Source organism: Oscillospiraceae bacterium (assembly GCA_035353335.1).
In the GTDB taxonomy this organism is placed as follows: Bacteria; Bacillota; Clostridia; order Oscillospirales; family JAKOTC01; genus DAOPZJ01.
The window spans coordinates 12,688-33,920 of the sequence record DAOPZJ010000013.1 but is presented as its reverse complement, the minus strand read 5'-3'; the positions used below and the strand labels follow the sequence as shown (position 1 = coordinate 33,920).

At 49.2% G+C, this 21,233-nt stretch carries 18 protein-coding genes and 1 riboswitch; of the genes, 7 read left to right on the top strand and 11 right to left on the bottom strand.

The genetic code is table 11. The features are described 5' to 3' along the window. Window positions 1-27: 27 nt before the first annotated feature. The 5 genes from kduD (PKH29_04330) to PKH29_04310 all read right to left on the bottom strand — a co-directional run bounded on the left by kduD (PKH29_04330) (window position 28) and on the right by PKH29_04310 (window position 4,999). Window positions 28-786, bottom strand: a complete 759-nt coding sequence (gene kduD, locus PKH29_04330; protein HNX14061.1) for a 2-dehydro-3-deoxy-D-gluconate 5-dehydrogenase KduD — start codon at window positions 784-786, stop codon at window positions 28-30. Between the two features lie 66 nt (window positions 787-852). Beyond that, window positions 853-1,611 carry a 2-dehydro-3-deoxy-D-gluconate 5-dehydrogenase KduD gene (gene kduD, locus PKH29_04325; protein ID HNX14060.1) on the bottom strand — a complete coding sequence of 253 codons (759 nt, stop codon included), beginning with the start codon at window positions 1,609-1,611 and terminating at the stop codon, window positions 853-855. 20 nt (window positions 1,612-1,631) lie between these two features. Further along, window positions 1,632-2,777, bottom strand: coding sequence for an aminotransferase class I/II-fold pyridoxal phosphate-dependent enzyme (locus tag PKH29_04320; GenBank protein ID HNX14059.1), 1,146 nt, complete (start codon window positions 2,775-2,777; stop codon window positions 1,632-1,634). Between the two features lie 46 nt (window positions 2,778-2,823). Beyond that, entirely contained in the window at window positions 2,824-3,879 is a 1,056-nt protein-coding gene (locus PKH29_04315; GenBank protein ID HNX14058.1) for a uroporphyrinogen decarboxylase family protein, read from the bottom strand. 61 nt (window positions 3,880-3,940) lie between these two features. Then, the gene (locus PKH29_04310) at window positions 3,941-4,999 is read right to left on the bottom strand and encodes a glycoside hydrolase family 88 protein (GenBank protein HNX14057.1); all 1,059 of its coding nucleotides are present in this window, start codon (window positions 4,997-4,999) and stop codon (window positions 3,941-3,943) included. A gap of 303 nt (window positions 5,000-5,302) precedes the next feature. Between PKH29_04310 and PKH29_04305 the strand changes: the two genes are divergently transcribed. Further along, entirely contained in the window at window positions 5,303-6,172 is an 870-nt protein-coding gene (locus PKH29_04305) for a hypothetical protein (GenBank protein HNX14056.1), read from the top strand. A 47-nt stretch (window positions 6,173-6,219) separates the two neighbouring features. On the opposite strand, the gene PKH29_04300 is transcribed toward PKH29_04305, so the two are convergent. Then, window positions 6,220-6,948, bottom strand: coding sequence for a GDSL-type esterase/lipase family protein (locus PKH29_04300; GenBank protein HNX14055.1), 729 nt, complete (start codon window positions 6,946-6,948; stop codon window positions 6,220-6,222). A gap of 154 nt (window positions 6,949-7,102) precedes the next feature. Between PKH29_04300 and PKH29_04295 the strand changes: the two genes are divergently transcribed. Both PKH29_04295 and PKH29_04290 read left to right on the top strand, forming a co-directional pair. Next, window positions 7,103-7,870 carry an ElyC/SanA/YdcF family protein gene (locus PKH29_04295; protein ID HNX14054.1) on the top strand — a complete coding sequence of 256 codons (768 nt, stop codon included), beginning with the start codon at window positions 7,103-7,105 and terminating at the stop codon, window positions 7,868-7,870. Between the two features lie 135 nt (window positions 7,871-8,005). Beyond that, a complete protein-coding gene (locus PKH29_04290; protein HNX14053.1) occupies window positions 8,006-8,782 on the top strand; it encodes an alkaline phosphatase family protein in 777 nt (258 codons plus the stop codon). Between the two features lie 64 nt (window positions 8,783-8,846). Here the strand turns inward: PKH29_04290 and PKH29_04285 are convergent, their stop codons facing one another. After that, entirely contained in the window at window positions 8,847-12,236 is a 3,390-nt protein-coding gene (locus PKH29_04285) for an N-acetylmuramoyl-L-alanine amidase (GenBank protein ID HNX14052.1), read from the bottom strand. Between the two features lie 22 nt (window positions 12,237-12,258). Further along, window positions 12,259-13,353, bottom strand: coding sequence for a family 10 glycosylhydrolase (locus PKH29_04280; GenBank protein HNX14051.1), 1,095 nt, complete (start codon window positions 13,351-13,353; stop codon window positions 12,259-12,261). Between the two features lie 94 nt (window positions 13,354-13,447). Between PKH29_04280 and PKH29_04275 the strand changes: the two genes are divergently transcribed. Beyond that, the gene (locus PKH29_04275; protein ID HNX14050.1) at window positions 13,448-13,861 is read left to right on the top strand and encodes a hypothetical protein; all 414 of its coding nucleotides are present in this window, start codon (window positions 13,448-13,450) and stop codon (window positions 13,859-13,861) included. Here PKH29_04275 and PKH29_04270 read toward each other — a convergent pair. Then, the gene (locus PKH29_04270; GenBank protein ID HNX14049.1) at window positions 13,854-14,495 is read right to left on the bottom strand and encodes an HAD family hydrolase; all 642 of its coding nucleotides are present in this window, start codon (window positions 14,493-14,495) and stop codon (window positions 13,854-13,856) included. The genes PKH29_04275 and PKH29_04270 overlap by 8 nt on opposite strands. Before the next feature lie 203 nt (window positions 14,496-14,698). Here PKH29_04270 and PKH29_04265 point away from each other — a divergent pair, with 203 nt between their 5' ends. The 3 genes from PKH29_04265 (at window position 14,699) to PKH29_04255 (ending at window position 18,952) form a co-directional block, all read left to right on the top strand. Further along, window positions 14,699-15,871, top strand: coding sequence for a sialidase family protein (locus PKH29_04265; GenBank protein ID HNX14048.1), 1,173 nt, complete (start codon window positions 14,699-14,701; stop codon window positions 15,869-15,871). Between the two features lie 116 nt (window positions 15,872-15,987). Then, window positions 15,988-16,818: a M15 family metallopeptidase gene (locus PKH29_04260; protein HNX14047.1), complete on the top strand. Its 831-nt coding sequence runs from the start codon at window positions 15,988-15,990 to the stop codon at window positions 16,816-16,818. A 143-nt stretch (window positions 16,819-16,961) separates the two neighbouring features. Next, window positions 16,962-17,058: riboswitch (THF riboswitch) on the top strand. Window positions 17,059-17,158: 100 nt separating this feature from the next. Then, a complete protein-coding gene (locus PKH29_04255) occupies window positions 17,159-18,952 on the top strand; it encodes a folate family ECF transporter S component (GenBank protein ID HNX14046.1) in 1,794 nt (597 codons plus the stop codon). Between the two features lie 70 nt (window positions 18,953-19,022). Here the strand turns inward: PKH29_04255 and PKH29_04250 are convergent, their stop codons facing one another. Together PKH29_04250 and rpmB are read right to left on the bottom strand one after the other, a co-directional pair. Further along, complete coding sequence (locus tag PKH29_04250; GenBank protein HNX14045.1) at window positions 19,023-20,717, bottom strand: AMP-binding protein; 1,695 nt, start codon at window positions 20,715-20,717, stop codon at window positions 19,023-19,025. A gap of 158 nt (window positions 20,718-20,875) precedes the next feature. Beyond that, the gene (gene rpmB / locus PKH29_04245) at window positions 20,876-21,064 is read right to left on the bottom strand and encodes a 50S ribosomal protein L28 (GenBank protein HNX14044.1); all 189 of its coding nucleotides are present in this window, start codon (window positions 21,062-21,064) and stop codon (window positions 20,876-20,878) included. Between the last annotated feature and the right edge of the window lie 169 nt (window positions 21,065-21,233).

The window sequence follows — 21,233 nt, the reverse complement described above, 5'->3', positions numbered from 1 at the left end:
GGTCAAACTACATGGTGATTTGAAAAATCACCTAGCCAGCCAGCCGCCGTCACAGGCGACTGTGAAGCCGTTGACATAGTCGGAAGCGGGTGCAGCCAAAAATACCGCGACACCGGCGACGTCGTCAGGAGTGCCCCAGCGGCCTGCCGGAATGCGTGCAAGGATGCTGGCTTCGCGCTCGGCGTCGGCACGGATCGGAGCAGTATTGTTGGTGGCCATATACCCCGGGGCGATTGCGTTGACGTTGATGTTGAACTTGGCCCACTCATTGGCAAGTTCCATCGTGATGCCCTTGACGCCGCTCTTGGATGCGCAGTAAGACGGAACGCGGATGCCGCCCTGATAAGAAAGCATCGACGCGATATTGATGATCTTGCCGCCGCCCTGTTTCATATATTCTTTGGCGACCCGCTGGGACAGGAAGAAGACGGTTTTGAGGTTGATGTTCATCACGTCGTCCCAGTCCTTCTCAGAGAAGTTGATCGAATCCTCACGGCGGATGATGCCCGCGTTGTTGACGAGGATGTCGACGTGGCCGAACTTGGCAACGCAGTCGGAAACGATTTCGTCGATCGGCTCGACGGACATCAGATTGGCCTTTTGGCCTTCAAACCGTCTGCCGCAGGCCTCGACTGCCGCTTTGATCTCGGCGAAATCACCGGGGAAAGAAGCACCGTAGATGTCCGCGCCCGCTTCGGCGAGACCCTTTGCCATGCCGTAGCCGAGACCGACTTCGCAGCCGGTGACGATCGCGACTTTGCCTTTGAGAGAGAAATTGGTTGACATAAAAACACTCCTTTGAAATGATATAAAATGAACTTGAAGGTGGTTGGACTTTCAAGTATAGGACTTTTATCTCGCTAACCAGCCGCCGTCGCACGCAACCGTGAAGCCGTTGACATAGTCGGAAGCGGAAGAAGCCAGGAATACCGCAACTCCGGCGACGTCTTCAGGAGTGCCCCAGCGGCCTGCAGGAATTCGGGCGAGGATGTCGGCCGAACGCTCTGCATCGTCGGAGAGCGGTGCGGTGATGTTGGTTGCGATGTACCCGGGGGCGATGGCGTTGACATTGATGTTGTATTTTGCCCATTCGTTGGCGAGTTCCATCGTGATGCCTTTGACGCCGCTTTTGGAGGCGCAGTAGGACGGAACCTGAATGCCGCCCTGATAGGAGAGCATCGATGCGATGTTGATAATCTTGCCGCTGCCCTGTTTGATAAACTCCTTTGCTACGCGCTGTGAAAAGAAAAAGACGGTTTTGAGGTTGATGTTCATCACATCATCCCAGTCCTTCTCGGAGAAGTTGATCGCATCCTCACGGCGGATAATACCGGCATTGTTGACAAGAATGTCGACGCGTCCGAACTTCGTGATACAATCGTTGATAATGGATTCTATGGGTCCAACGGTCATCAGGTTAGCTTTCCGACCCTCAAACCGTCTGCCGCGGGCCTCAACCGCTTCTTTGATCTCGGCGAACTCCCCGCGAGAAGACACACCATAGATTTCTGCGCCGGCTTCTGCCAGCCCTTTTGCGATGCCGTTTCCGATCCCGGCACTGCATCCGGTGACAATGGCGACTTTGCTTTTTAGTGAAAAATCAACTGACATGAAACGCCTTTCAGAGATTGTTATTTCAATGTGTTTAAGGCGTTGTCGAGGTCTCCGCACAGGGAATCGGCGTCCTCGAGACCGACCGAGATTCTAAACAGTCCTGACGGGATATCAATTTCGGCGAGCTTTTCGGGTTCGCCGCCGCCCGGGAAGTTGAACAAACTCTCATATCCGCCCCAGCTCGGTCCTTCTTCGAAGTACTGCAGCGATTTCAACGCCTGAAGGACTTTTTCTTTTGGGGCTTTGGCGATAAACGACATCAGACCGCAGTAACCGCGCATCTGTTTTTTACCGAGTTTATAACCCAGATCGCTCTCGAGTCCCGGATAATATACCCGTTCAATCATCGGATGCTGTTCGAGGAATTTTGCGACTTTCAAGCCGTTTTTGCAATGTTGTTCCATACGCAGCGGAAAACTGCGCAGTGAACGGGTCAGCAGCCAGGCCTTCATCGGATCGACGCAAGCGCCGTAGGTAGTGCGCTCGTTCCAGCCGAAGGTGCTGAGTTCGGGGTCTTTGGTAGCGATGACGCCCGCGATAATGTCGCTGTGTCCGCCGAGGTATTTACTGGCGGAATGCATCACAACATCCGCGCCCAATTCGAGCGGATTTTGAAAATACGGCGTCGCCCAGGTGTTGTCAATCAGCACTTTGATGCCTTTGGAATGCGCAAGTTTACTGATCGCGGCGATGTCCTGCACCAAAAAGATGTTCGAAGACGGGCTTTCAAGATAAATGATTTTCGTATTTGGTTGAATCGCCGCTTCAAATTCGTTTAAATCGTCGCCGTGCACATAGGTCACGCCGATATTGTAACGCGGAGAAAGCGTGGTATCAAAAAAGGCTTTGACCGGAACATAGACGCTTCGCACGACAACCGCGTGGTCGCCCGAGGACAACAACGCCATTAATGAACTTGTAATCGCCGCCATACCGGAGGCAAACAACAACGCGTGATTTCCTTTTTCAAGTTGGGCGATTTTCTGTTCGGTAACCTTGACGGTCGGGTTGTCCACGCGGGTGTAAACGTAACCGAAACTCTTTTCCTTGCGCGTAAACAAGGTGTTTTCAAAGATCGGGGGCACGACGGCTCCGAGGTACTGGGTATAATCGTCGCCGAGATGAGCGACGGTATTCGGTACTTTTGAGTAATCCTTTTCCATGGTTGATTCGCACTTTCTGCCCTTCGTCGGGCAAACAAATTAAGATTTAAAACCCCATCCGGGTCCATTTTCCCGCTTCGGTCATCGGGATTCCGAGAATCTCCTTGACTAACGAGACGTAATAGCGATAATTTTCAATCGGAACGCCGTTCGGGATACGGTGGTCGAGCCCAAATGCGATGCCGAGATCGTTTTTGAGAGATCCGACTTTGTATTCAACTTCGCGGCGAATATCCTCTTTGGTTCCGCGCAGAGCATATTTATCGATTCCTGCTTTGAATGCGAGGCGGTTTCCGAACTGTTTGCGGCAAGCGACGATGTCCATTCCGGAGCCGGGTTCCATCGGATAAAACACGTTAATGCCGCTCTCGGCGATGTTTTTCATCAACGGATTCATGTTTCCGTCACTGTCTTGGGAAAAGATCGCGGTGCCCATGGACTTTGCCGCCGTCCATATTTTTTCGTAATACGGCTTGACAAATTCGTCAAATAACGACGGACCAATTAACGGGCCGCTCTTTCCGGCCATGTCTTCGTGCACGAACAGATTGTCGACGACGAGTTTGCCTTCCAACCGTTCCAACACTTTCAACGTGGTGTCGGCGCAAGTGTCGAGCATATCCTGAATCAGTTCCGGCTCGTCGTAATAGGCGATGCACAGGTTTTCCTCGCCCATTAATTCACGCGGCATATCGAATCCGCCGGGAACATCCAGATGCACCAGCGCATCATGTTCACGTGCTTTTGCCGCTGTGTTCACTGCTTCTATGTCGATGCGTTTCTCGTCAAACTGAAACTTCGGCTTGATTTTCAGCCAGCTGTCGAAATCGGTGACGGGATAAGACAAGGGCAGGGGGATCGTCGCGGTGGCGGTGCAGAGCTTGACTTTGCGTCCCATCGCATCCTGCGAAATCACATAGCCGTCGCCTTTTTCAAGCACTTTTTCCTCGTACGGGTCCATCAATCCGCAGTTGATGCCGGCTTGTACGCGGTTTACCCAGTCGAAATTGAAAGCCGAAAGGTCGCGTTCGGCGTCGGTCGCACCTTGTGCCGCCCATTCTTCATCGAGCCCAATCAGTTTCCCGAAAATCTCGATAAACATGGGGCGAGGTGCGCCTTTGAAGGTCATTAGGTCAATGTATTGCTGTCTTGTCCAAAACATGCTATTTCTTGAGTCCGCTGAGATATTGCGTCAGCGCCAGCAGCGTCAGCGACTGGCCGTAGCCGGTGGAGGTCAGGCGGATCTGTTTATAATAATCCTTGGTCATATGCACAACCGTGCCGTAAGAGGCGTTTTTGACAATGCCGTCGGGGCCGATTTCGTTCCAGAGACCTTCCAAACCCTTGTCGCAGACAGCTTTGTAACTGCTGTCGAGCACGCCAGATGCGACGCCTTTTTGCAACCCATAGATGAAACCGGCAGAACCCGAACTCTCGAGATATGCGGTTGGGTCGTCGACCAGCGTGTGGAACAGGCCGGACTCGTCCTGATATTTTTTGAGCGCTGCGCATTGTTTACGATAGCCGTTTAAAATCGCAGTCTTGTCCGGCTCGGGGATTTCGATATATTCGGTCATGTCGATCGAAGCCGCCGTGAACCAACAGTTGCCGCGGCACCAGAGCGCCTTGCCGAAGTTGTGGTGCCCGTCAAAGGTCCAGCCGTGGAATAACAACCCGGTCTCGGGGTCCTGGAGATATTTGATGTGAATTAAAAACTGTTTAATGGCTTCGTCTTTGTAGGCCTGATTTCCGGTGATCTGGCCGATTTTCGCCATCGAGAGCGCGGTCATAAACACCGTGTCGGCCCAGAGCTGTTGGGTGTTCAGCGAGTCGATGGTCAGATGTTGAAGCCCGCCCTCATCGGTACGGATCATATCATGGAGCACCCATTCGGCCCAGCGGATGCAGAAGTCACGGTATTTTCCGTTGCCCGTCTCTTCATAGAGGTGCGCCATGGTCGAAAGCGGCGCCATGGTGTTGACGTTTTTCATGATCTTGTCTTCGTCGGGCATTTTGGAGTCAAACCACTCGATTAAATAATCAAGATATTTTTTTTCGCCGCTGTATTTATAATATTTATAGATGCCGTAAAGGCCGACGCCCTGAGACCAGTCCCAGATGTTCATATTGAGCAGGATGTTGGTACCTTCGGTGCCGATTGCGATCAGGGTATCGATGATCTGTTCGCATTTTTGTTCGACAACCGCTTTATTTTCCAGCATGATGTTAACCTCCGAACCATAATCGGGCGGATTTTATCCCATCCGAACCCATGTTACATTGTACCACGATCCCATTCCGATGTAAACCCTGAAAGACGAGAAAGCCGTGCCGAAAAAGTGATTTCGTCACACAGTTGATTTGTTTAATTCGTCTGTGTTTAAGAGTCGGATAACTGTAAATATTCATCGAAAAAACATAATGAGCTCTTGAAATGGAATGGACGTTTTGGTATAATCTGTAATTGTAAGAATCTTAGAGAAAAACATTTACATTCACCGCAATCATATGAAAAGGAGGACATTATGAAAAGAGTATCAACTGTCTTTTCAATTCTGATGGTTATTTTCCTTTTGCTGGCTTGCCAAAGTTTTGCCAACACTCCCGAGGTCGCAACCTCTACCGAACCCATGACATCCGAGACCACAAACTCACCCGAGTATTCGTCATTCGAGACCACAACTTCTCCCGAGTCCTCAGTTGGAAAAGCAACAGAACCTTCTTATGATCATACTTATTTTAAAACAACACAAGAATTATTGGATTATCTCAAACAAAATTCAGCCGAGAAAGAGATCAACGGAGTAAAAATCCAAAACTTTATTAAGGATAATCAAATTGCAATCTATGAACCGACCTTCACTCCGCCGTATGGTTTTCATTTAAGCAGTGTTGAAATCTGGACGGTATATGGTTCTTACACTTATGTTACCGATGATTTGATCGATTATCTCGATAAGATCAGAAGTTCCGCTCGGGCCGCTTTTGAATCAATATCGCATCCTCAGTCACCATATGTTACGAAAGTTGAAAGTTCGATTCCAAGCGAAATGACTACAAGCAGTGATAAAAGTTCACCCTCCGAAGACTATTCGGCTTTCAGTGCGAAAAACATGATTATCTTGCAATGGTGTACAGCAAAATCAAAAATCCCAGGCGCGGCACTTGCTTGGGATATTGAAAATTCCAATTTACAACCGCTCGGAAATGCCGAGCAAGCAGAGTTTTATTATTCCGCTAACTCTACGGGTCCTGATGGCATTCCGACAAATTACCATATATATTGGGAAACCGACGGATATGTTTGTTTCGCAAGCATTCCCGGCGCACTGTTCAGTGAAGAAAATGTGGAAAAGATTTGTTCGTTCAAGCCCGTCACGGTTCCGCTTGGTTGATATAAAAATCCGCTCCACTGTTTAATTCGGTGGAGCGGATTTTTTAATTATTCTAATACCAGCGTTTCAAAAAGCCGTGCGGCAAAAAGCGCATGCATCTCTCTGGTCGGGTGGTTGATGTGGTTTGCGAGCAGCGAGGTGATGTCCGCACCGGCTTGTTCGAGCTTTTTCCAATCGGCGTAGCAGTCGCACAATTCGACTTCATTTTCACGGCTGACCTGCCTTGCGTCTTCCATATATAAATCCATCACGCCCTCGGTCTGCAGGCGGCTGCAAGAAGCGGCCGCTTTGGCGCAGATGCCGCCCTTGGGATATTCGGGCGAAACCGAAGTGCACATCATGTTCGGTGTCAAAAAAATCGTCTTGATTTTGGCGGCTTGAAGACGTCCGAACAGGAGCGAAAGATTCTTTTTATAACCTTCCAGTCCCACCATCCCACCGCCAACATCATTTAACCCGTAGCAGACAATCGCGATGTCGGGGTTGTGGTCGATCACATCTTTTTGAACGCGGGCAAGTCCTCCGGCGGTGTTATCCCCTCCGATGCCCGCGTTGATGATTGTGACGGGGCATTTCGGAAACACAATATCGAGCATCCGTTTTAAACGCGCATGATAGACGTTTTCATAATCTACGGAGCCGTCAAATTGGCCGTTTGTCTCCCATGTTTCAAAACATCCGTGGGTCACGCTGTCGCCTAAAAACGCGATTTTTAAGGGGTTTTCAATGCGTTTTTCCGTTCTTTGCGCACAAACTTTTTCCAATATGCTGTTCATTTTTAACATCACACTTTCACAGAGGTTTAAAACAAATACTTACCTCTGCAGGATTTGTGGCAATTATACCACACCGTTATTTGCTTGGCAACGCCGCAGATTTATGATAAAATCTTAATGAAACAACTTTTTCAAAGAAAAGGCAACAAAACATATGAAAAAGAATTTAAAAGTTATATCCATTATTTTCGGCTTATTCTTAACCGTATTCGCATTGCTCCCGTATTTCGTCTATGGATTAATCAACATCGGTGTGTGGTTTCCTGCGATACTCGGCGTTTTCTTCATTGCGCTTCCGTTCATCAATCCTGTGGCGAGAAAGCTGTTGAAAAAGGCCTATCTACCCGTAAAGATCTTTTTTTGGTCGGTCTTTTGCGTCGGCGCGGCATATATGCTGGTGATGATGGCTATTGTCGCCCGCGGTTCTTATGTTGCGACTTTTGCCAATCCCGATGCCGTAATTGTAATGGGCGGCGGCATCGAAGGTGATCGTCCGCAATTGCTGTTGCAATATCGACTCAATGCAGCGGTGGAATTTTTAAATGTTCATCCCGGCATCACCTGTATTGTCAGCGGCGGCGAGGACAGCAACAGCGATCGGACCGAAGCTGACGTGATGAAGCAATATCTTGTCGAAAAGGGAATTGCCGCAAGCCGAGTTCTCATGGAGGATAAATCGACCGACAGCCACGAAAATCTCAATTTAAGCGCGGAAATTCTCAAAATAAACGGATTTGGCAATAAAGTAGTGATTATCACCGACCGGTTTCATCAATACCGCAGTGCCCTTTATGCCAAACACGCTGGGCTCGACAGCACTCCTTATTGCTCCGGAAGCCCGTATTTATTGCAGCAATCCTTCTGGATTCGTGAGGCCTTCGCAATGCTGAAGTATTATTTAATCACCGGATCCGGCAACTGACAGGTGCTATTTTGGCACCTGTCGGGTTCTTGACATTTTTGACAAAAAGAACTAAAATTTTCAAATGAAATCCGTATCTTCATCCTGAAAACAGAGGTATTTTTTGTGCGGATTCGGCGAAAGGAATTTTTACTAATGAGTAAGAAAGTACTGCTGATTCTGGTTGACGGAATGCGTCCGGATGCGGTTGCGAAGTGTCCGCATCCGTTTATCAAAGAACTTCAAAATAGGGGAAGTTATACCGCCGAAGCAAGAACGGTTATGCCGTCGGTCACGCTTCCTTGCCATATGTCTTTATTTCACAGCGTGACATCGCAAAGACATGGGGTAACCACCAATCTTTATGTGCCGCAGGTCCGTCCGATCAAAGGCCTTTTCGACGTCCTGCGCGCCAATAAAAAGATTTCCGCAATGTTTTACGACTGGGAGGAACTTCGCGATCTCAACAGACCCGACGCCCTCGCCCATGCTTGTTTTTATTCCGGCCATATCATGTCTTACGAAAAGGCAAATATCTGCATCACCGACGATGCGGTTGAATACATGCGTAAATATTCGCCCGATTTTGCTTTTTTGTATTTGGGTTTCACCGATGAAGCCGGACATAATTTCGGCTGGATGACCGACGAATACATGCGATCGGTTTACGAGAGCTGGATTTGCATCGAGCGGATAATCAAATCTCTGCCAAGCGATTATACGGTCTTTGTGACCGCCGACCACGGCGGACACGAGCGCAGCCACGGCACTGAGATGCCCGAAGATATGACGATCCCGCTGTTCGCGGCGGGAGACGGATTTGCTCCCGGCGGTACAATTGAAAATGCGAGCATCATGGATATCGCGCCGACAGTCGCGAAGATACTCGGAGTTTTGCCCGAAGAAGAGTGGGAAGGGAAATCTTTGCTGTAATCCTTCATAAATGGAATTAAAAAGAACCGCAGACGAATTCGTCCGCGGTTCTTTTATACTTGCTTTAACCTTGGGAAGGTGTAGATGACGTGGCTGTTGAGCTCTGCGGCAGGGAAGATGGGATCGAGTTCTCCTGTGAAGAAGCCGGTTCGCTGGATGCGGTCGGCTGCGAGGAGGTTGTGCTGCCGCTGCCGACGATGCCGTTTGAAGCGAAGTAATCGATGATTCCCTTGACCGTGGCACGAGCAAGGCCGTCCTGGTTGTTCGGATCGATGAGCTTCTGCAATTCCGCGGAATTGCTCATGAATCCGTATTCGACCAATGTGGAGGGGCAATACCAATAACGGGTGACGTAGAACGGGTAATAGTTGCAGCCGCGCTTATAGGCGCTGGAGTTAGCTCCTGGATACATGCCGCTGTCGTAGTAATCGGTCACGCGGTTGTAGATGGAATTTGCGAGATCTTTTGAGAACGGCATGAAGTAGAAGGAGTCGGTGCCGTAGGCACTGACCGCGGGCGCCCAGTTATGGTGCAGGCTGATGAAGATATCGGGTTTATACCGACCGCAAAGGACGGCGCGGTTTTCGATGGAGATATAGACGTCGGCCGAGCGCATCATGATGACTTTCGCGCCGAGCCCTCTGAGAATATCCGCAACCTTGTTGGCTAAATCAAGGTTGACACGCTTTTCGGGATAATTCGGGTTCGCGCCGATTGCGCCGGATGAATTGCCTCCATGGCCTGCGTCGAGTAGAACCGTGATGCCCTCGAGCGAATAACCGTAGCTGTTGGAAGAGGTTGAAATCACGGGAGGGTTATTAAACGAGAATACCAGTGTATCTCCGCTGTATTCGGTATACATGCCATAGAAAGATTTTGCCAACGTCAGCGTGATGCTGTAATTGCTGCCATCTTTTTCCCAATTGCCGACCGATGTGAATATCGGACTGCCGGATAACGCGGGTAAAGCCGAAGCGTCGGTGACGTAATTGAAGGTCAGCTTAATTTTTTGAGCGGTGAAATCGCCGATGGTGAAATTGGGCACAGTACTGGTGGCGTCAACATAACTCTGCGGGAGCAGTTCGACCGTGAACGGCACCTTGCTGCTCATATCCAGATACAACTTGGTATAGTCGCTCGTTACCTCGAATCCGGGATTGCTGATCGTGGTATACGGTACGGTGGAACCTGCTTCGACAATGACGTCTGTCGACGCGACGCCGTCTTTGCTCTTGTAAATGCGCTTACCGGACTGAAGCAGATAGTAGACATAGACATGGCTTGCACCGTCTTCGGAGAAGGGCAGTGTGACTTCGCCGATGATGAAATCGCGCGTGCCCGCGGGCAGCGGATAGGCGGTCGGCACGGATTTATCGTCGACGGTGCCGTACCGGAATACCTCGGCACCGGCCTCTGAGATGACTTTGGCGACCCGGACGGTGCTTTTGTCAATTTCTTTGACCTTGACGTCGGCGCAGTCCTTGGCGGTTGTGTAGCCGTCCCAAACGCCGGTAATTTTTATACCGCTGATCGTGCGTGATTTAGAGCTTTCGGGGACGGTATAAGAACCGGTGTAATTGATGTAATCGCCGAGAGATTCGTTGGATTCATCCAGCAAAATAGCATCTTCGTGCATGTCGATTCTGGTTCCGTCAATATCGGCATAGACCTTGCTGCCTTTTAGTGCGGTCGCGCTGAACACAATCGGCGTTCCGGCAAAAATTGTGATAGATTTGGTCGGATCTACCGTCTTGACGACGAGGATCTTACGATCAACGGTATAGGTCACTTTGGTGCCTTTATGTTCAAAGACATAAGTGTTTTTACCGACAGCCAAATCAAAGTTGAACGAGAAGTAACCTTTTGAAGTGCGTTCGATCGGCTTGCCGTTTAAAATGACACTGAAGTTCGGATCAGAACTACCTGAAAGAGTGACTTTCGATTCATAAGTCGTGGTGTCTTTTTTATTCGGAGAAGTAATGACGAGTTTTCTTAAAATGTCATCTCCGTCGACTTCGCCGCTGAAGGAATTCGTAATAACTGCCGGAATCTCCGAGTATTTCACTAATTTCGAAACGCCGCTGATGATGCTCCCGGCATAAGATTCGGATTTTTGCGCCTCGAGAATTTGTTTAGGAATCTGGTCGTAAAGCGACCACCCGGTTTCGGTCGAAGCAATCTTTTCGCCGGCGTGGACAACCATCAACGGAATATCGGTTCCCGCTGCCCGGGTCCACCATTCGAAGATTGAAGCGAACGGCTGATCTTTATTGGACAGAGAGCCGTAATCTTCAACTTGAAAATAGTCGAAAATACCGTTGGATAGCCAAGCTTTGGTGTCTGCGTAGCCATCGGTATAACTCTCGTAATCACAGACGGCATCGATGCCGTCGGAACTGTTGGAAGAGAGCTGCCAGATCGGTCCGACGCGGACGCCGACCAAAACGGTATCGCTGCCTGCGCGCAGCGTCTGTGCAATGTCAAACAAGGTGTCGGAGAGGGCGCTGCGTTTGTAGACCTCGAAACCGCTTCCGATGTTCGAAGCGGCATAATCGGCATAAGTGCCCTGATTCGGATTATATTCACAGTCTGTAAGAACGTAACTTGCGGCGCCGAGAGCGGCAATCTGAGCAGCGGCGGTAGAAATCAACGCGCGGTCGGACGGTTTAGTCGGATCGAGCGTGACCTGACTGCCGCCTTTGACCCAGGAAAGCGGGGAGAAGGAAAATGAGATTTTTATCCCGTTTTCGCTCCCTTTGGTGACGAGATAAGCAGGAAGCTGTCCGTTGAACAGTGTGTCAAAGTCATTCACTGTGACAAAAGAACCCTCGCTGCATTGCAGCGGGAGAATCAATTCGGTAGCCTTCATGGATAAGGCGAAGGCTATGAGATTATCCAGTTCCTTCATGACTTCGTCAAAAGTCATCCCGGATTTTGTATAGAAGTCCACACCGGGCAGTGCTTCGAGCGCCAGTGTCTTGTCATAAATGGCTCCGCCCGATGTCTGCGAAATGTAACTAAGCGGTTTATATGTATAACGTGCCGCCAGATAATCCGGATCGGTCTCAGAAAGCGGTACGATGTTCACTTCTTCCTGTTTCCAATTGTCCACAAGGTCGAGGATCTGATACCATTTCGCGTACGTCAGCGTACCACCCGCCAATATTAAAACGGCCAAAACCAATGCGGTGATTTTCAAACTGAGGCGGCTGCCGGGCTTTTTCGGCTCCTTTGGCATTTTCTCCGGTTTCTTATCCGGATTTTCGTTATGCTTTGGCAATATTACCTGCTTTTCCGGTTTCTTTCTTTCAACGGCAGTTTCGTTTGAAACGGCGAAAAGAGCCGCAGTATCGATCTTTTCTTCTTTCTTTTCAAAGGCCTTTGGTTTGTCTTTTTTTTCGAGCAGTGATCTGCCGCCGTTTCTGCTGCGCCGCCTGGCGCTGTAATCCTGCATAATGTATTTACCTCCCTGGCGCCTATTTCAATAATTCTCTCAGCGCTTCTTTTTCTTTCGTATTGTTATTGCTGACCATAGCGGTATAACTGTATATGATGAACCCGTCGCATTTTGTCTGCCGTGCAGCCAGTATCATGCGTTTCAAAATCTCCGTATCGGTCTTGAATTCATATTTCCCCGAACCGGCGCCGGAATCGGTTTCACCGAGTTTATAAGCCGGAAGCCCGATATAGAGTTTAACAGTGGGATTGGTTGCAATGCCGAGCCAGTCGTTTAGCACTCCCAAAAAAGGCATAGTGTCGTGCTTAAAGCCCCAATATATCTGAGGGCACAGATAATCGACGTAGCCGCCGGAGCTGCCCCAGAGTGCCACATCGGCGTACATCTGATTCATCACACGGCTGATGTTTCCCGCTGGGCTGACGCCGAACGGAACGTTTTTCGACGCGCAGAGTTCATGTACCTGCAAAAGCAGCTTGTCGACGTTCTGTCTGCGCCAGTCGGCGAGCGCCAGCAGCCCGCCGTCATGTTTATAAGCGTTATAGGAGACGGAGTCGAAGGTAGAGTCTGTTATCGGATAAAAATAATCATCGAAATGGACGCCGTCTACCGCATAATTGTCAAGCATCTCCGCGATGCCTGCGGTGAGCAAATCGCGCACGCCCTGTTCGGCGGGGTTATAATAGAGCCCTTTTCCCGTTGAGAGCACATAATTGTCATTCGCGGGGTTGTCGTCAGTCTCAAAGATATAGGCGGGATTGTTCGTCGACAGGTAAAAGATGTCGGCGGAAAGCGTCCAGATGCGGTAGGGATTCCACCAGGCGTGAATCTGGAGTCCGCGATTGTGCGCGGCGCTGACGGCATAAGCAAGAGGGTCATAACCGGGATCGACGCCCTGAATCGGATCGCCTTTCGGGGTCTTGTAGCCGATGTAATGAGTAAAGGGGAAAATCTTCGACGGATAAAAGGAGTCACCGAAGGGGTGGACATGGAAGAAAATCGCATTGAATCCGATCGCTTTGGCATTGTCGAACATGGTGTCAATGCGGGATTTGTATTCGTTGTAATCGGTGATATCGGAGAGCTCGTAAAAAGAGATCCAAACGCCGCGCATCTCACTTGATCCGGAATTAGGAATCTGCGCGCTTGAAGTCTGGGATGAGCTTGAGACAGCGGATTGAACGGACGCCGGTTGGGAAGAGGTGGGTTTGCTGGACACCGTTTCGCTCGATTTTACAACTTCGCTCAGTTTCGGCCGGCTCGAAGAAGTCGCTTTGGATGAACTCGTTTTTGAGGATTTTGTCGCCGAACTTTTATCAGAGGAAGACGGTACGTTCGAAAGCGCTATGCTTGAAAGATCAGAACTATCGACAGAAACTTCCGAAACGGGTGAGTTTATCGACGCAGGCAAAATCAGCGCGTTCTCTCCGGCGGAGCTGAATGAACCGGAAACAGGCGCGCAAGCGGTCGATACAATACCGACAAATAACGTGAGTAAAACCAGAATTGATATAATTTTTTTCATGTCAATTTGTCAACTCTCCGAAAAGTCTCCGTTACCGCTTGAGTATATCAAAATTCGCATTTCGATACAATCGTTAAAATCAGGGAAATTCAGATGAGCTCAAGGATCTCTTCTGCTCTATCGACGATCTTATCGGTGCCGGCATTCTCCAATTCATCCGGTTCGGAGAAGCCCCAGCGCACCCCGATGGAATAAAACCCGCAGTTCTTTGCAAATAAGGTGTCGAATTTGGAATCACCCACCATTACGCAGTCTGAAGCCGATAAGCCGTGTTTTTGTAAAATGTATTGCCCAAGCTCAGGGCGCGGTTTCGGAGGGATGCCGTCCATCTGCCCGATGACATCGTCAAACAGCCCTGAAAACAGCTTGTCTGCGATAATTTTGGCATAGAGATCGGTCTTATTGGATGCCATGATCAACATACAGCCTTTTTTCCGCAAAGCCCGAAGCAGTTCAATCACGCCGTCATAGACGGTGGTCAGATCGGCCAGATGATTTTTATAATATTCGCCGTAAACGTTTTTTATAACCGAAAGCTCTTCCTCGGTAATGATATGGGGCAGATTGATGTGGCGAAAAAAATCGTCCAGCCCGTGGCCGACGTTTTTTCGGACTTCTTCAAGATTGCGGGTGGGCAGATTCAAAGCGGCAAACGCTCGGTTTGCCGCGGTTTGGATATCGGGCAAAGAATTGATTAAAGTACCGTCAAGATCAAAAATAAATGTTTTCATGAAATCTTTAACTCCGAAAAATTTCGACAAAACCGAACAAATTCTGTCAAGAAGAATTATAGCATAAAAGCACAGATTTGCAAAGCGGAATTCCCGATTTAATGGATTTTTTTCATTTATACAGTTTACTTAATCGGCATTGCCATTTGGATAATTCTGTGATATAGTGTGCAATGTACACAAAACAAAGGGAGGACATTTCAATGCAGGATCAAAAAAAGCCGGTTCATGTGAACTTAAAACTCGGCGAGCCGGTGGTCATCGCACAAGCCCCGCCGCTTCCGTCCGACCAAGACAACTGGGGTATCTGCCAGTTTCCGCTGGTCGAACTGCTCTACGACGGAAAACTGCATTGCGAATATCATATCGGCAAGGATTCCGCGCTGACTTACGGCAAGCCCAAAGGCCATGCGATCAGCACGGACGGCGGTGTGACTTGGCAGGAAAGCGAAAACCCCGGCGGCGGCGTGACCATTCCCGGCGGGCGGTATCTGCGTTATAAAGTTGCATCAGCTTTGCAGTTATCGGACATAACGCTCCCTGAAAAATCCGACGACTTCTTAATCTCTTACGGCTGGAAACGAAACGTCTATAAAGCGGAAAAACTGCCTGAAGAATTTTGGCGGTTCCCCTTTGAAATCACCGAAAAAGACGGAACATTTAAAACGGTTTGGAAAAAGATAAAAGTACCCGATATGGCGGCTTACACAAGTGAAGGAGTGTTGCCGAGGCCGATGTTTTGGCGCATTCGAAAAGCGCCGAACGGCGGTATCTGGGCCATCGGGTATCCCTATTTTCTCATTGAGGGCAAACCCGCGTTATGCGGCGCGCTGTTTTGTGTCTCGGAAGATGACGGCGAGACCTTTTCCTATCTCAGCAAAATCCCCTACGAACCCGATCCGATTGCCGATTGTTATTACCGTGTCCGGGGCGGTTTCGGCGAACCCGACGTCTGCTTTCTGCCCGATGGTTCCGTTTTTTGTTTGCTGCGAACCACCGACGGGAACGGCATCGGACCGACCTATTATGCCAAAAGCACCGACGGCGGAAAAATATGGAGCAAACCGGCGGCGTTTGATAACAACGGAGTCTGGCCGTGCTTATGCACACTCAAAAACGGCGTGACATTGGCGAGTTACGGCAGACCCGGATTGTTTTTACGGACAACAGCCGATGAAGAGGGGCTCGACTGGGACGACCGGATTGAATTGATTCCGCCCGGAGCATATCAAACCGATACATGCTCTTACAGCGAGATGGTTCCGGTCGGAGATAATGAGGCCTACATCGTCTATTCCGATTTTGCCTACCCAAATTCAGACGGAGTGAAAGTTAAAACAATTTTAGGGCGAAAAATAACAGCAGTGGTGAATTGAGCATTCTCTATTCCGCTTTACCAAATCGTTTTGGTTGACAAAAAGGCCGGAAGTGATATAATAGTCGAAAGCGCAAAGCGCGATTCTTATGAATTCGAAAGGTATAGAATTCAAAAATGAAAAAACTGATTCCTGTTTTATTATCTGCGCTCATCCTTTTTTCAGGATGTGCGATCAATGTCCCGGTCTCATCCGCCGCATCTTCGGACGAACTTGCCGTGGGCCTCAATACAATCCTGGCGCCGGGCGTCGAAACCGCTTCCGTCGGTTCCGGAACTGTTACCTCGCAGAAAACCGCAAAGAGTTCAGCGACCGAAGCCGAAGATTCGGCGATTCCCACTGCGCTTCCGGCTTTCACACGGGACTCAAATTTCGATTGGGCGCTGATTTTAGTCAATAAAAGCAATATTCTCTCAGATACTTATAAACCCGAAATCGTCGAATTCAGCTCCACGCGCAAGTTTGAGAAACGGGCACTGACCTATCTGCAGTCCATGATAAAAGACGCCGAGGCAGACGGAGTTAAACTCAATGTGATTTCCTCCTATCGCAGCCCCGAACGCCAGGCGGAGCTTTATAATGCAAAGATAAAAGAATATATGGATGCGGGCGATACCCGCGAAGCGGCCGAAATCGAAGCCGCAAAGATGGTGGCTCCGCCGGGAACGAGTGAACACTGTACGGGGCTCGCGGCGGACATTGTCAGTATTGATTGGTACGAAACCAACAGTTCGCTGACTTCGAAATTCGAAAAGACCAAAGAATATGAATGGCTGAAAGCCAACTGCACAAAATACGGTTTCATTCTGCGTTATCCCTCGGGAAAAGAAGATATCACGATGATCGACTACGAGCCGTGGCACTATCGTTTCGTCGGCCCCGACAACGCGAAATACATCATGGAAAATCATCTCACACTCGAAGAATTCTTGGCTCTGTTTAAATAGTCGTAAATGCACAGGCGGTGCGGATTTGTATCCGCACCGCCTTATATTTGAGTTGTTTAAAAATAAACGAAAAGCGCTTGAAAATCAGGGAAATCTTTGATATAATATGCTCATATGCGGGGAAACCCGCTTTATAATTGAATGGCAGAGTAGGAATTTGCGCGTTAAGTGCTGCCCGAACGGGGAGTTGTCGGGCAGACGAAAAGGTTTCTTGCGGTGCAGATTTCGCATCCCGCTGCTGCATACCGAGCGTCGTCATTATTTTAGTGATGATTGTCGTTGTGGCTTTCACAATTTCTCCTTATGCGGCAAATGCCGGAACATAAGGGGGAATTTTATTATGGATTTTGAACACTCCAAAAAAATGATGCAGGGCTTCATACGGCAGGGAAGCTATCTTGGGCTGGAGAGGGTGTCGGCACTGCTCGCGCTGCTCGGGAATCCGCAGGATAAATTAAAATGCGTGCATATCGCCGGGACAAACGGAAAAGGCTCCGTGGCTGAGATGACAGCGAGCATTTTGCAGGCTGCCGGCTACAAGACCGGGCGATACATCTCTCCTGCGCTGTTTGAGTTCAATGAACGTATTTCGATAAACAAAAAAAATATCTCCGATGGCGAACTTAAAAAGCTGATTGTCCCTGTCAAAAACGCAGCCAAGCAGCTGGGGAAAGACTTCGGTGAATTACCGACCGAATTCGAATTCGTCACGGCGCTGGCGTTATTATATTATGCAAAGGAAAATTGCGATATCGTCGTGCTGGAGACCGGATTAGGCGGGCGGCTCGACGCAACCAATGCGATTAAAAATCCTGTCAGTGTGGTCATCACAGCCCTCGGAATGGACCATATCAAAGAGCTCGGCGATACGCTTGAAAAGATTGCGGGCGAAAAGGCCGGCATCATCAAACCGAACAGCGACGTCGTCAGTTATATTCAGGAACCGGAAGCGGCAAAGGTGATTGAAGACCGCTGCAAAGAAACCGACTCGCGGCTTCATACCGCGGAAAACGAAAAGGTAGAAGTCAAGTCCTGTGACCGAAACGGATTGGTTTTCGATTACGGCGAATTGAAAAACCTGCGGCTTCCGTTATGCGGAACATACCAGAGCGCAAATGTTGCGGTCGTCTTGAAGAATATCGAAGTGCTGCGTAAAAAGGACTTCGAGATTTCCGATTCTGCTGTCCGGAAGGGCCTTCAAAACACGGTCTGGCCCGGTCGTATGGCCTTTATCTCGAAAAAGCCGATCGTCTTATTTGACGGGGCGCATAATCTCCACGGCGTGAAAGCACTTATCTCCTCGTTAAAGCAAATGTTTCCGAACCAAAAATTCATTTTTGTGATGGGCGTCCTCGCCGATAAGGATTATCATGAAATGATCGCGGAATTCGCTCCGCTTGCCGCGCATGTGGTCACCGTTGCGCCGCCGAATCCGAGAGCGCTTCCGTCAAATGAGTTGGCAAGAGATATTTCAACTTATGTCAAAGATGTGCGTCCGGCGGACAGCATCAAAAAGGGCGTCGCCGATGCGAAGGCGCTGCAAAAAGAGACCGGCCTTCCGATTTGTTATTTCGGATCGCTCTATTCGGCAAAAGAGGTCTATGATTGTTTTCCCGAATCCGCAAAACCGAAAATGACCGGTAATAATGTTTTGAAGATGGTCGTCACCATGGCGCTGATGATCGCATTGGAGATCATCCTGCATCGTATTTTATCAATCAAGCTGCCGATGGTTCAATTTCATCTCGGATTCCTTCCGATTGCCGCGCTTGCGATTTTATACGGTCCCTGGGCGGGGCTTGCTTGGAGCATTGCCGAATTCCTCGGCGCGTTGTTATTTCCGGTCGGAGCCTATTTTCCGGGATTCACGATTTCATCCGCCCTTTACGGCGTCGTGCTCGGATTGTTCTTATATCGTTTTCGTTATAAGTTTTGGAAAGTTGTCGTCGCCTCCGTCATCTGTACGATTGCTTTTTCATTGTGCATGGATACTTTCTGGCTTGTTCAGTTTTTCGGACAGGGGCTGTTTGCAATCATTCCGATTCGATTGATAAAAGCGGGCGTCCTTATCGCGCTTCAAATCGCTCTCATCCCGCCGCTGCATCAACTTTTGAAAAAGCAGAAGTTGTTATAATTCATTTATCTGATGAAAAACAGAAGACGCCCCCGGAGTAATTTCCCGGGGGCGTCTTGCCATTGATTATTTAAAACGCGACCTTTTTATATTCGTCCATCACCGATTCGACGATGCCGAATCGTTTGATTTTCTTCGAGGTGTTCTTGACGAACTCTTCTTTTCGTATGATCGTGACGGTCATGCGTTTGTAGGCGGGTACGATCTGATTGACCGTTTCCACGGCCGCTTCAAGTTTCGCCTTGACTTGCTGGCCGGTATAGCCGGGACCGTATTCCTCGGTGAATTTTTCCTCGTCGGGCACGACGATGGCGACAATGTCATAATCGCGCTTGCGCTCATTCATAATGCCGACGATGACGCTCTCTTTGACGAACGGGTCGCGAGCCAGATAGGTTTCGAGTTCCTCGGGGAAAACGTTTTTGCCGTTGGCTGTAACGATGACATTTTTTTTGCGGCCGGTGATATGCAAAAATCCGTCTTTGTCGATGAAGCCGAGGTCACCGGTATAAAACCAACCGTCGCGGATGACTTCTGCGGTCAATTCGGGAGCATTGAAATATCCGAGCATGATGTTTTGGCCCTTGTATCGGATCTCGCCGGTACCGTCGGGACCCGGATTGTAAATCTCCAATTTTCCGTCTACGGGTGCCAGTCCGGCAGAGTCGTCTTTAAAATAATGGTCGCGGTTGAGCGCTGCGATCGGGGCGCATTCGGTCAATCCGTAGCCTTGAATGGCGTTGATGCCGAGGTCGCGTAAACCGGCCAGGACCTGCGGATCGACGGCGGCGCCGCCCGAAATCAGCATGCGCAGATGTCCGCCGAACGTATTATGGATATCCTTGAACAGTTTTCTTGACATATCGATGCCGGTCTTTTTCATGGCATTGTTGATCTTAATCGCTTTTTTAAGGGTCTCGGTCTTGCCCTTTTTTTCTGCGCCCTGCCAGATTTTTTTATACATCGATTCGATCAGCACCGGCACGCACAGCATCATAGTGACTTTGGCTTCCTGCATGTTCTTGGTGATATAACGAAGACCCTCGCAGTAGGCGATGGTGCTCCCGCGATAAATCTGGCATAAAAATCCACAGGTGCACTCATAGGTATGGTGCAGGGGCAGAACCGAGAGGAAGACGTCTTTTTCGTCGATATAGCACATCATACACATCTGCATCAGGTCGAAGCAAATATTGGTGTGGGAGAGCATGACGCCCTTTGAGACTCCGGTTGTTCCGGACGTGAATAATAAAATCCCCAGCACATCGGGATCAATCGGGGCATTGAGATATTTTTCTTCGCCTTTTGAAATCAATTTCGCACCTTTATCGATAAATCCGCAAAGCTGAGAAAAGGGGATTTTAACGACGCCGCGGATCGGTTCAATCTTCGGGGCGACCGAATCGGAATAGACAATCAAAGCGGCCTGAGAGAGACTGACGATGTTCTCGATCTCCTCCGCGGGCAGTTCTTTGTCCACAGGCACGATGACACCGAGCCCGCAGACTGTAGTCATATAGGTCACAGCCCATTCGTAGCAGTTTTCACCGATGACAACGACACGTTTTCCGCTGTATCCGAGATCCCAGAGAGCGGTTCCGAAGCCCTCAACGTCGGATCGGAAACGTTTAAAGCTGATGGGTTTATAAGCGCCGTTATCTTTGACCAAAAAGGCGGTGTGGTCACCGAAAATATCCACGCTGGAACGCATCATCTGACGGATATCGGTAATATATCGGACTTTGTGATTCCTTTTATTCTTCATGTTTCAACCTCTTTTCTTTCGAACTGCAGACTTGTATTAATATATTACATCATAAGGAGCGAAAATGCAACCAAAAAACGAAAAAAGGGACGGAAATCAATCCGCCCCGCTTCTGTGAAATGAAATGCTCAGACAGTGCCGCGTGGGATAACGCCGTATTAGATTGCGCGTGTAACCTTGTTCGAACGCAGGCAGCGTGTGCAGACGTGAACCCGCTTCGGGGTACCGTCGACGATGGCCTTGACACGGCGCACATTGGGTTTCCAGGTTCTGTTGGAACGTCTGTGCGAGTGGGAGACCTTAATCCCGAACACCAATTCTTTTCCGCAAATATCACATTTCGCCATATATAATCATCCTTTCTTGTCTGCGATGAATGTAGAGTAAGCATAAAAGAAACCGCTGTCCTTTGACAGCCCGTCTATTTTAACACAGAAAAGATGAAGATGCAAGCGGTTTTTCGAAATATTTTAAGATTTTTCAAAAATTAGGTTGACAATTGTGTACCTGCCTGTT

Bases quoted from the DNA above. Each gene is read 5' to 3' on its own strand.
- kduD (HNX14061.1), bottom strand. From the start codon at position 786: ATGTCAACCAATTTCTCTCTCAAAGGCAAAGTCGCGATCGTCACCGGC.
- kduD (HNX14060.1), bottom strand. From the start codon at position 1,611: ATGTCAGTTGATTTTTCACTAAAAAGCAAAGTCGCCATTGTCACCGGA.
- PKH29_04320 (HNX14059.1), bottom strand. From the start codon at position 2,777: ATGGAAAAGGATTACTCAAAAGTACCGAATACCGTCGCTCATCTCGGC.
- PKH29_04315 (HNX14058.1), bottom strand. From the start codon at position 3,879: ATGTTTATCGAGATTTTCGGGAAACTGATTGGGCTCGATGAAGAATGG.
- PKH29_04310 (HNX14057.1), bottom strand. From the start codon at position 4,999: ATGCTGGAAAATAAAGCGGTTGTCGAACAAAAATGCGAACAGATCATC.
- PKH29_04305 (HNX14056.1), top strand. From the start codon at position 5,303: ATGAAAAGAGTATCAACTGTCTTTTCAATTCTGATGGTTATTTTCCTT.
- PKH29_04300 (HNX14055.1), bottom strand. From the start codon at position 6,948: ATGAACAGCATATTGGAAAAAGTTTGTGCGCAAAGAACGGAAAAACGC.
- PKH29_04295 (HNX14054.1), top strand. From the start codon at position 7,103: ATGAAAAAGAATTTAAAAGTTATATCCATTATTTTCGGCTTATTCTTA.
- PKH29_04290 (HNX14053.1), top strand. From the start codon at position 8,006: ATGAGTAAGAAAGTACTGCTGATTCTGGTTGACGGAATGCGTCCGGAT.
- PKH29_04285 (HNX14052.1), bottom strand. From the start codon at position 12,236: ATGCAGGATTACAGCGCCAGGCGGCGCAGCAGAAACGGCGGCAGATCA.
- PKH29_04280 (HNX14051.1), bottom strand. From the start codon at position 13,353: ATGCGCGGCGTTTGGATCTCTTTTTACGAGCTCTCCGATATCACCGAT.
- PKH29_04270 (HNX14049.1), bottom strand. From the start codon at position 14,495: ATGAAAACATTTATTTTTGATCTTGACGGTACTTTAATCAATTCTTTG.
- PKH29_04265 (HNX14048.1), top strand. From the start codon at position 14,699: ATGCAGGATCAAAAAAAGCCGGTTCATGTGAACTTAAAACTCGGCGAG.
- PKH29_04260 (HNX14047.1), top strand. From the start codon at position 15,988: ATGAAAAAACTGATTCCTGTTTTATTATCTGCGCTCATCCTTTTTTCA.
- PKH29_04255 (HNX14046.1), top strand. From the start codon at position 17,159: ATGGATTTTGAACACTCCAAAAAAATGATGCAGGGCTTCATACGGCAG.
- PKH29_04250 (HNX14045.1), bottom strand. From the start codon at position 20,717: ATGAAGAATAAAAGGAATCACAAAGTCCGATATATTACCGATATCCGT.
- rpmB (HNX14044.1), bottom strand. From the start codon at position 21,064: ATGGCGAAATGTGATATTTGCGGAAAAGAATTGGTGTTCGGGATTAAG.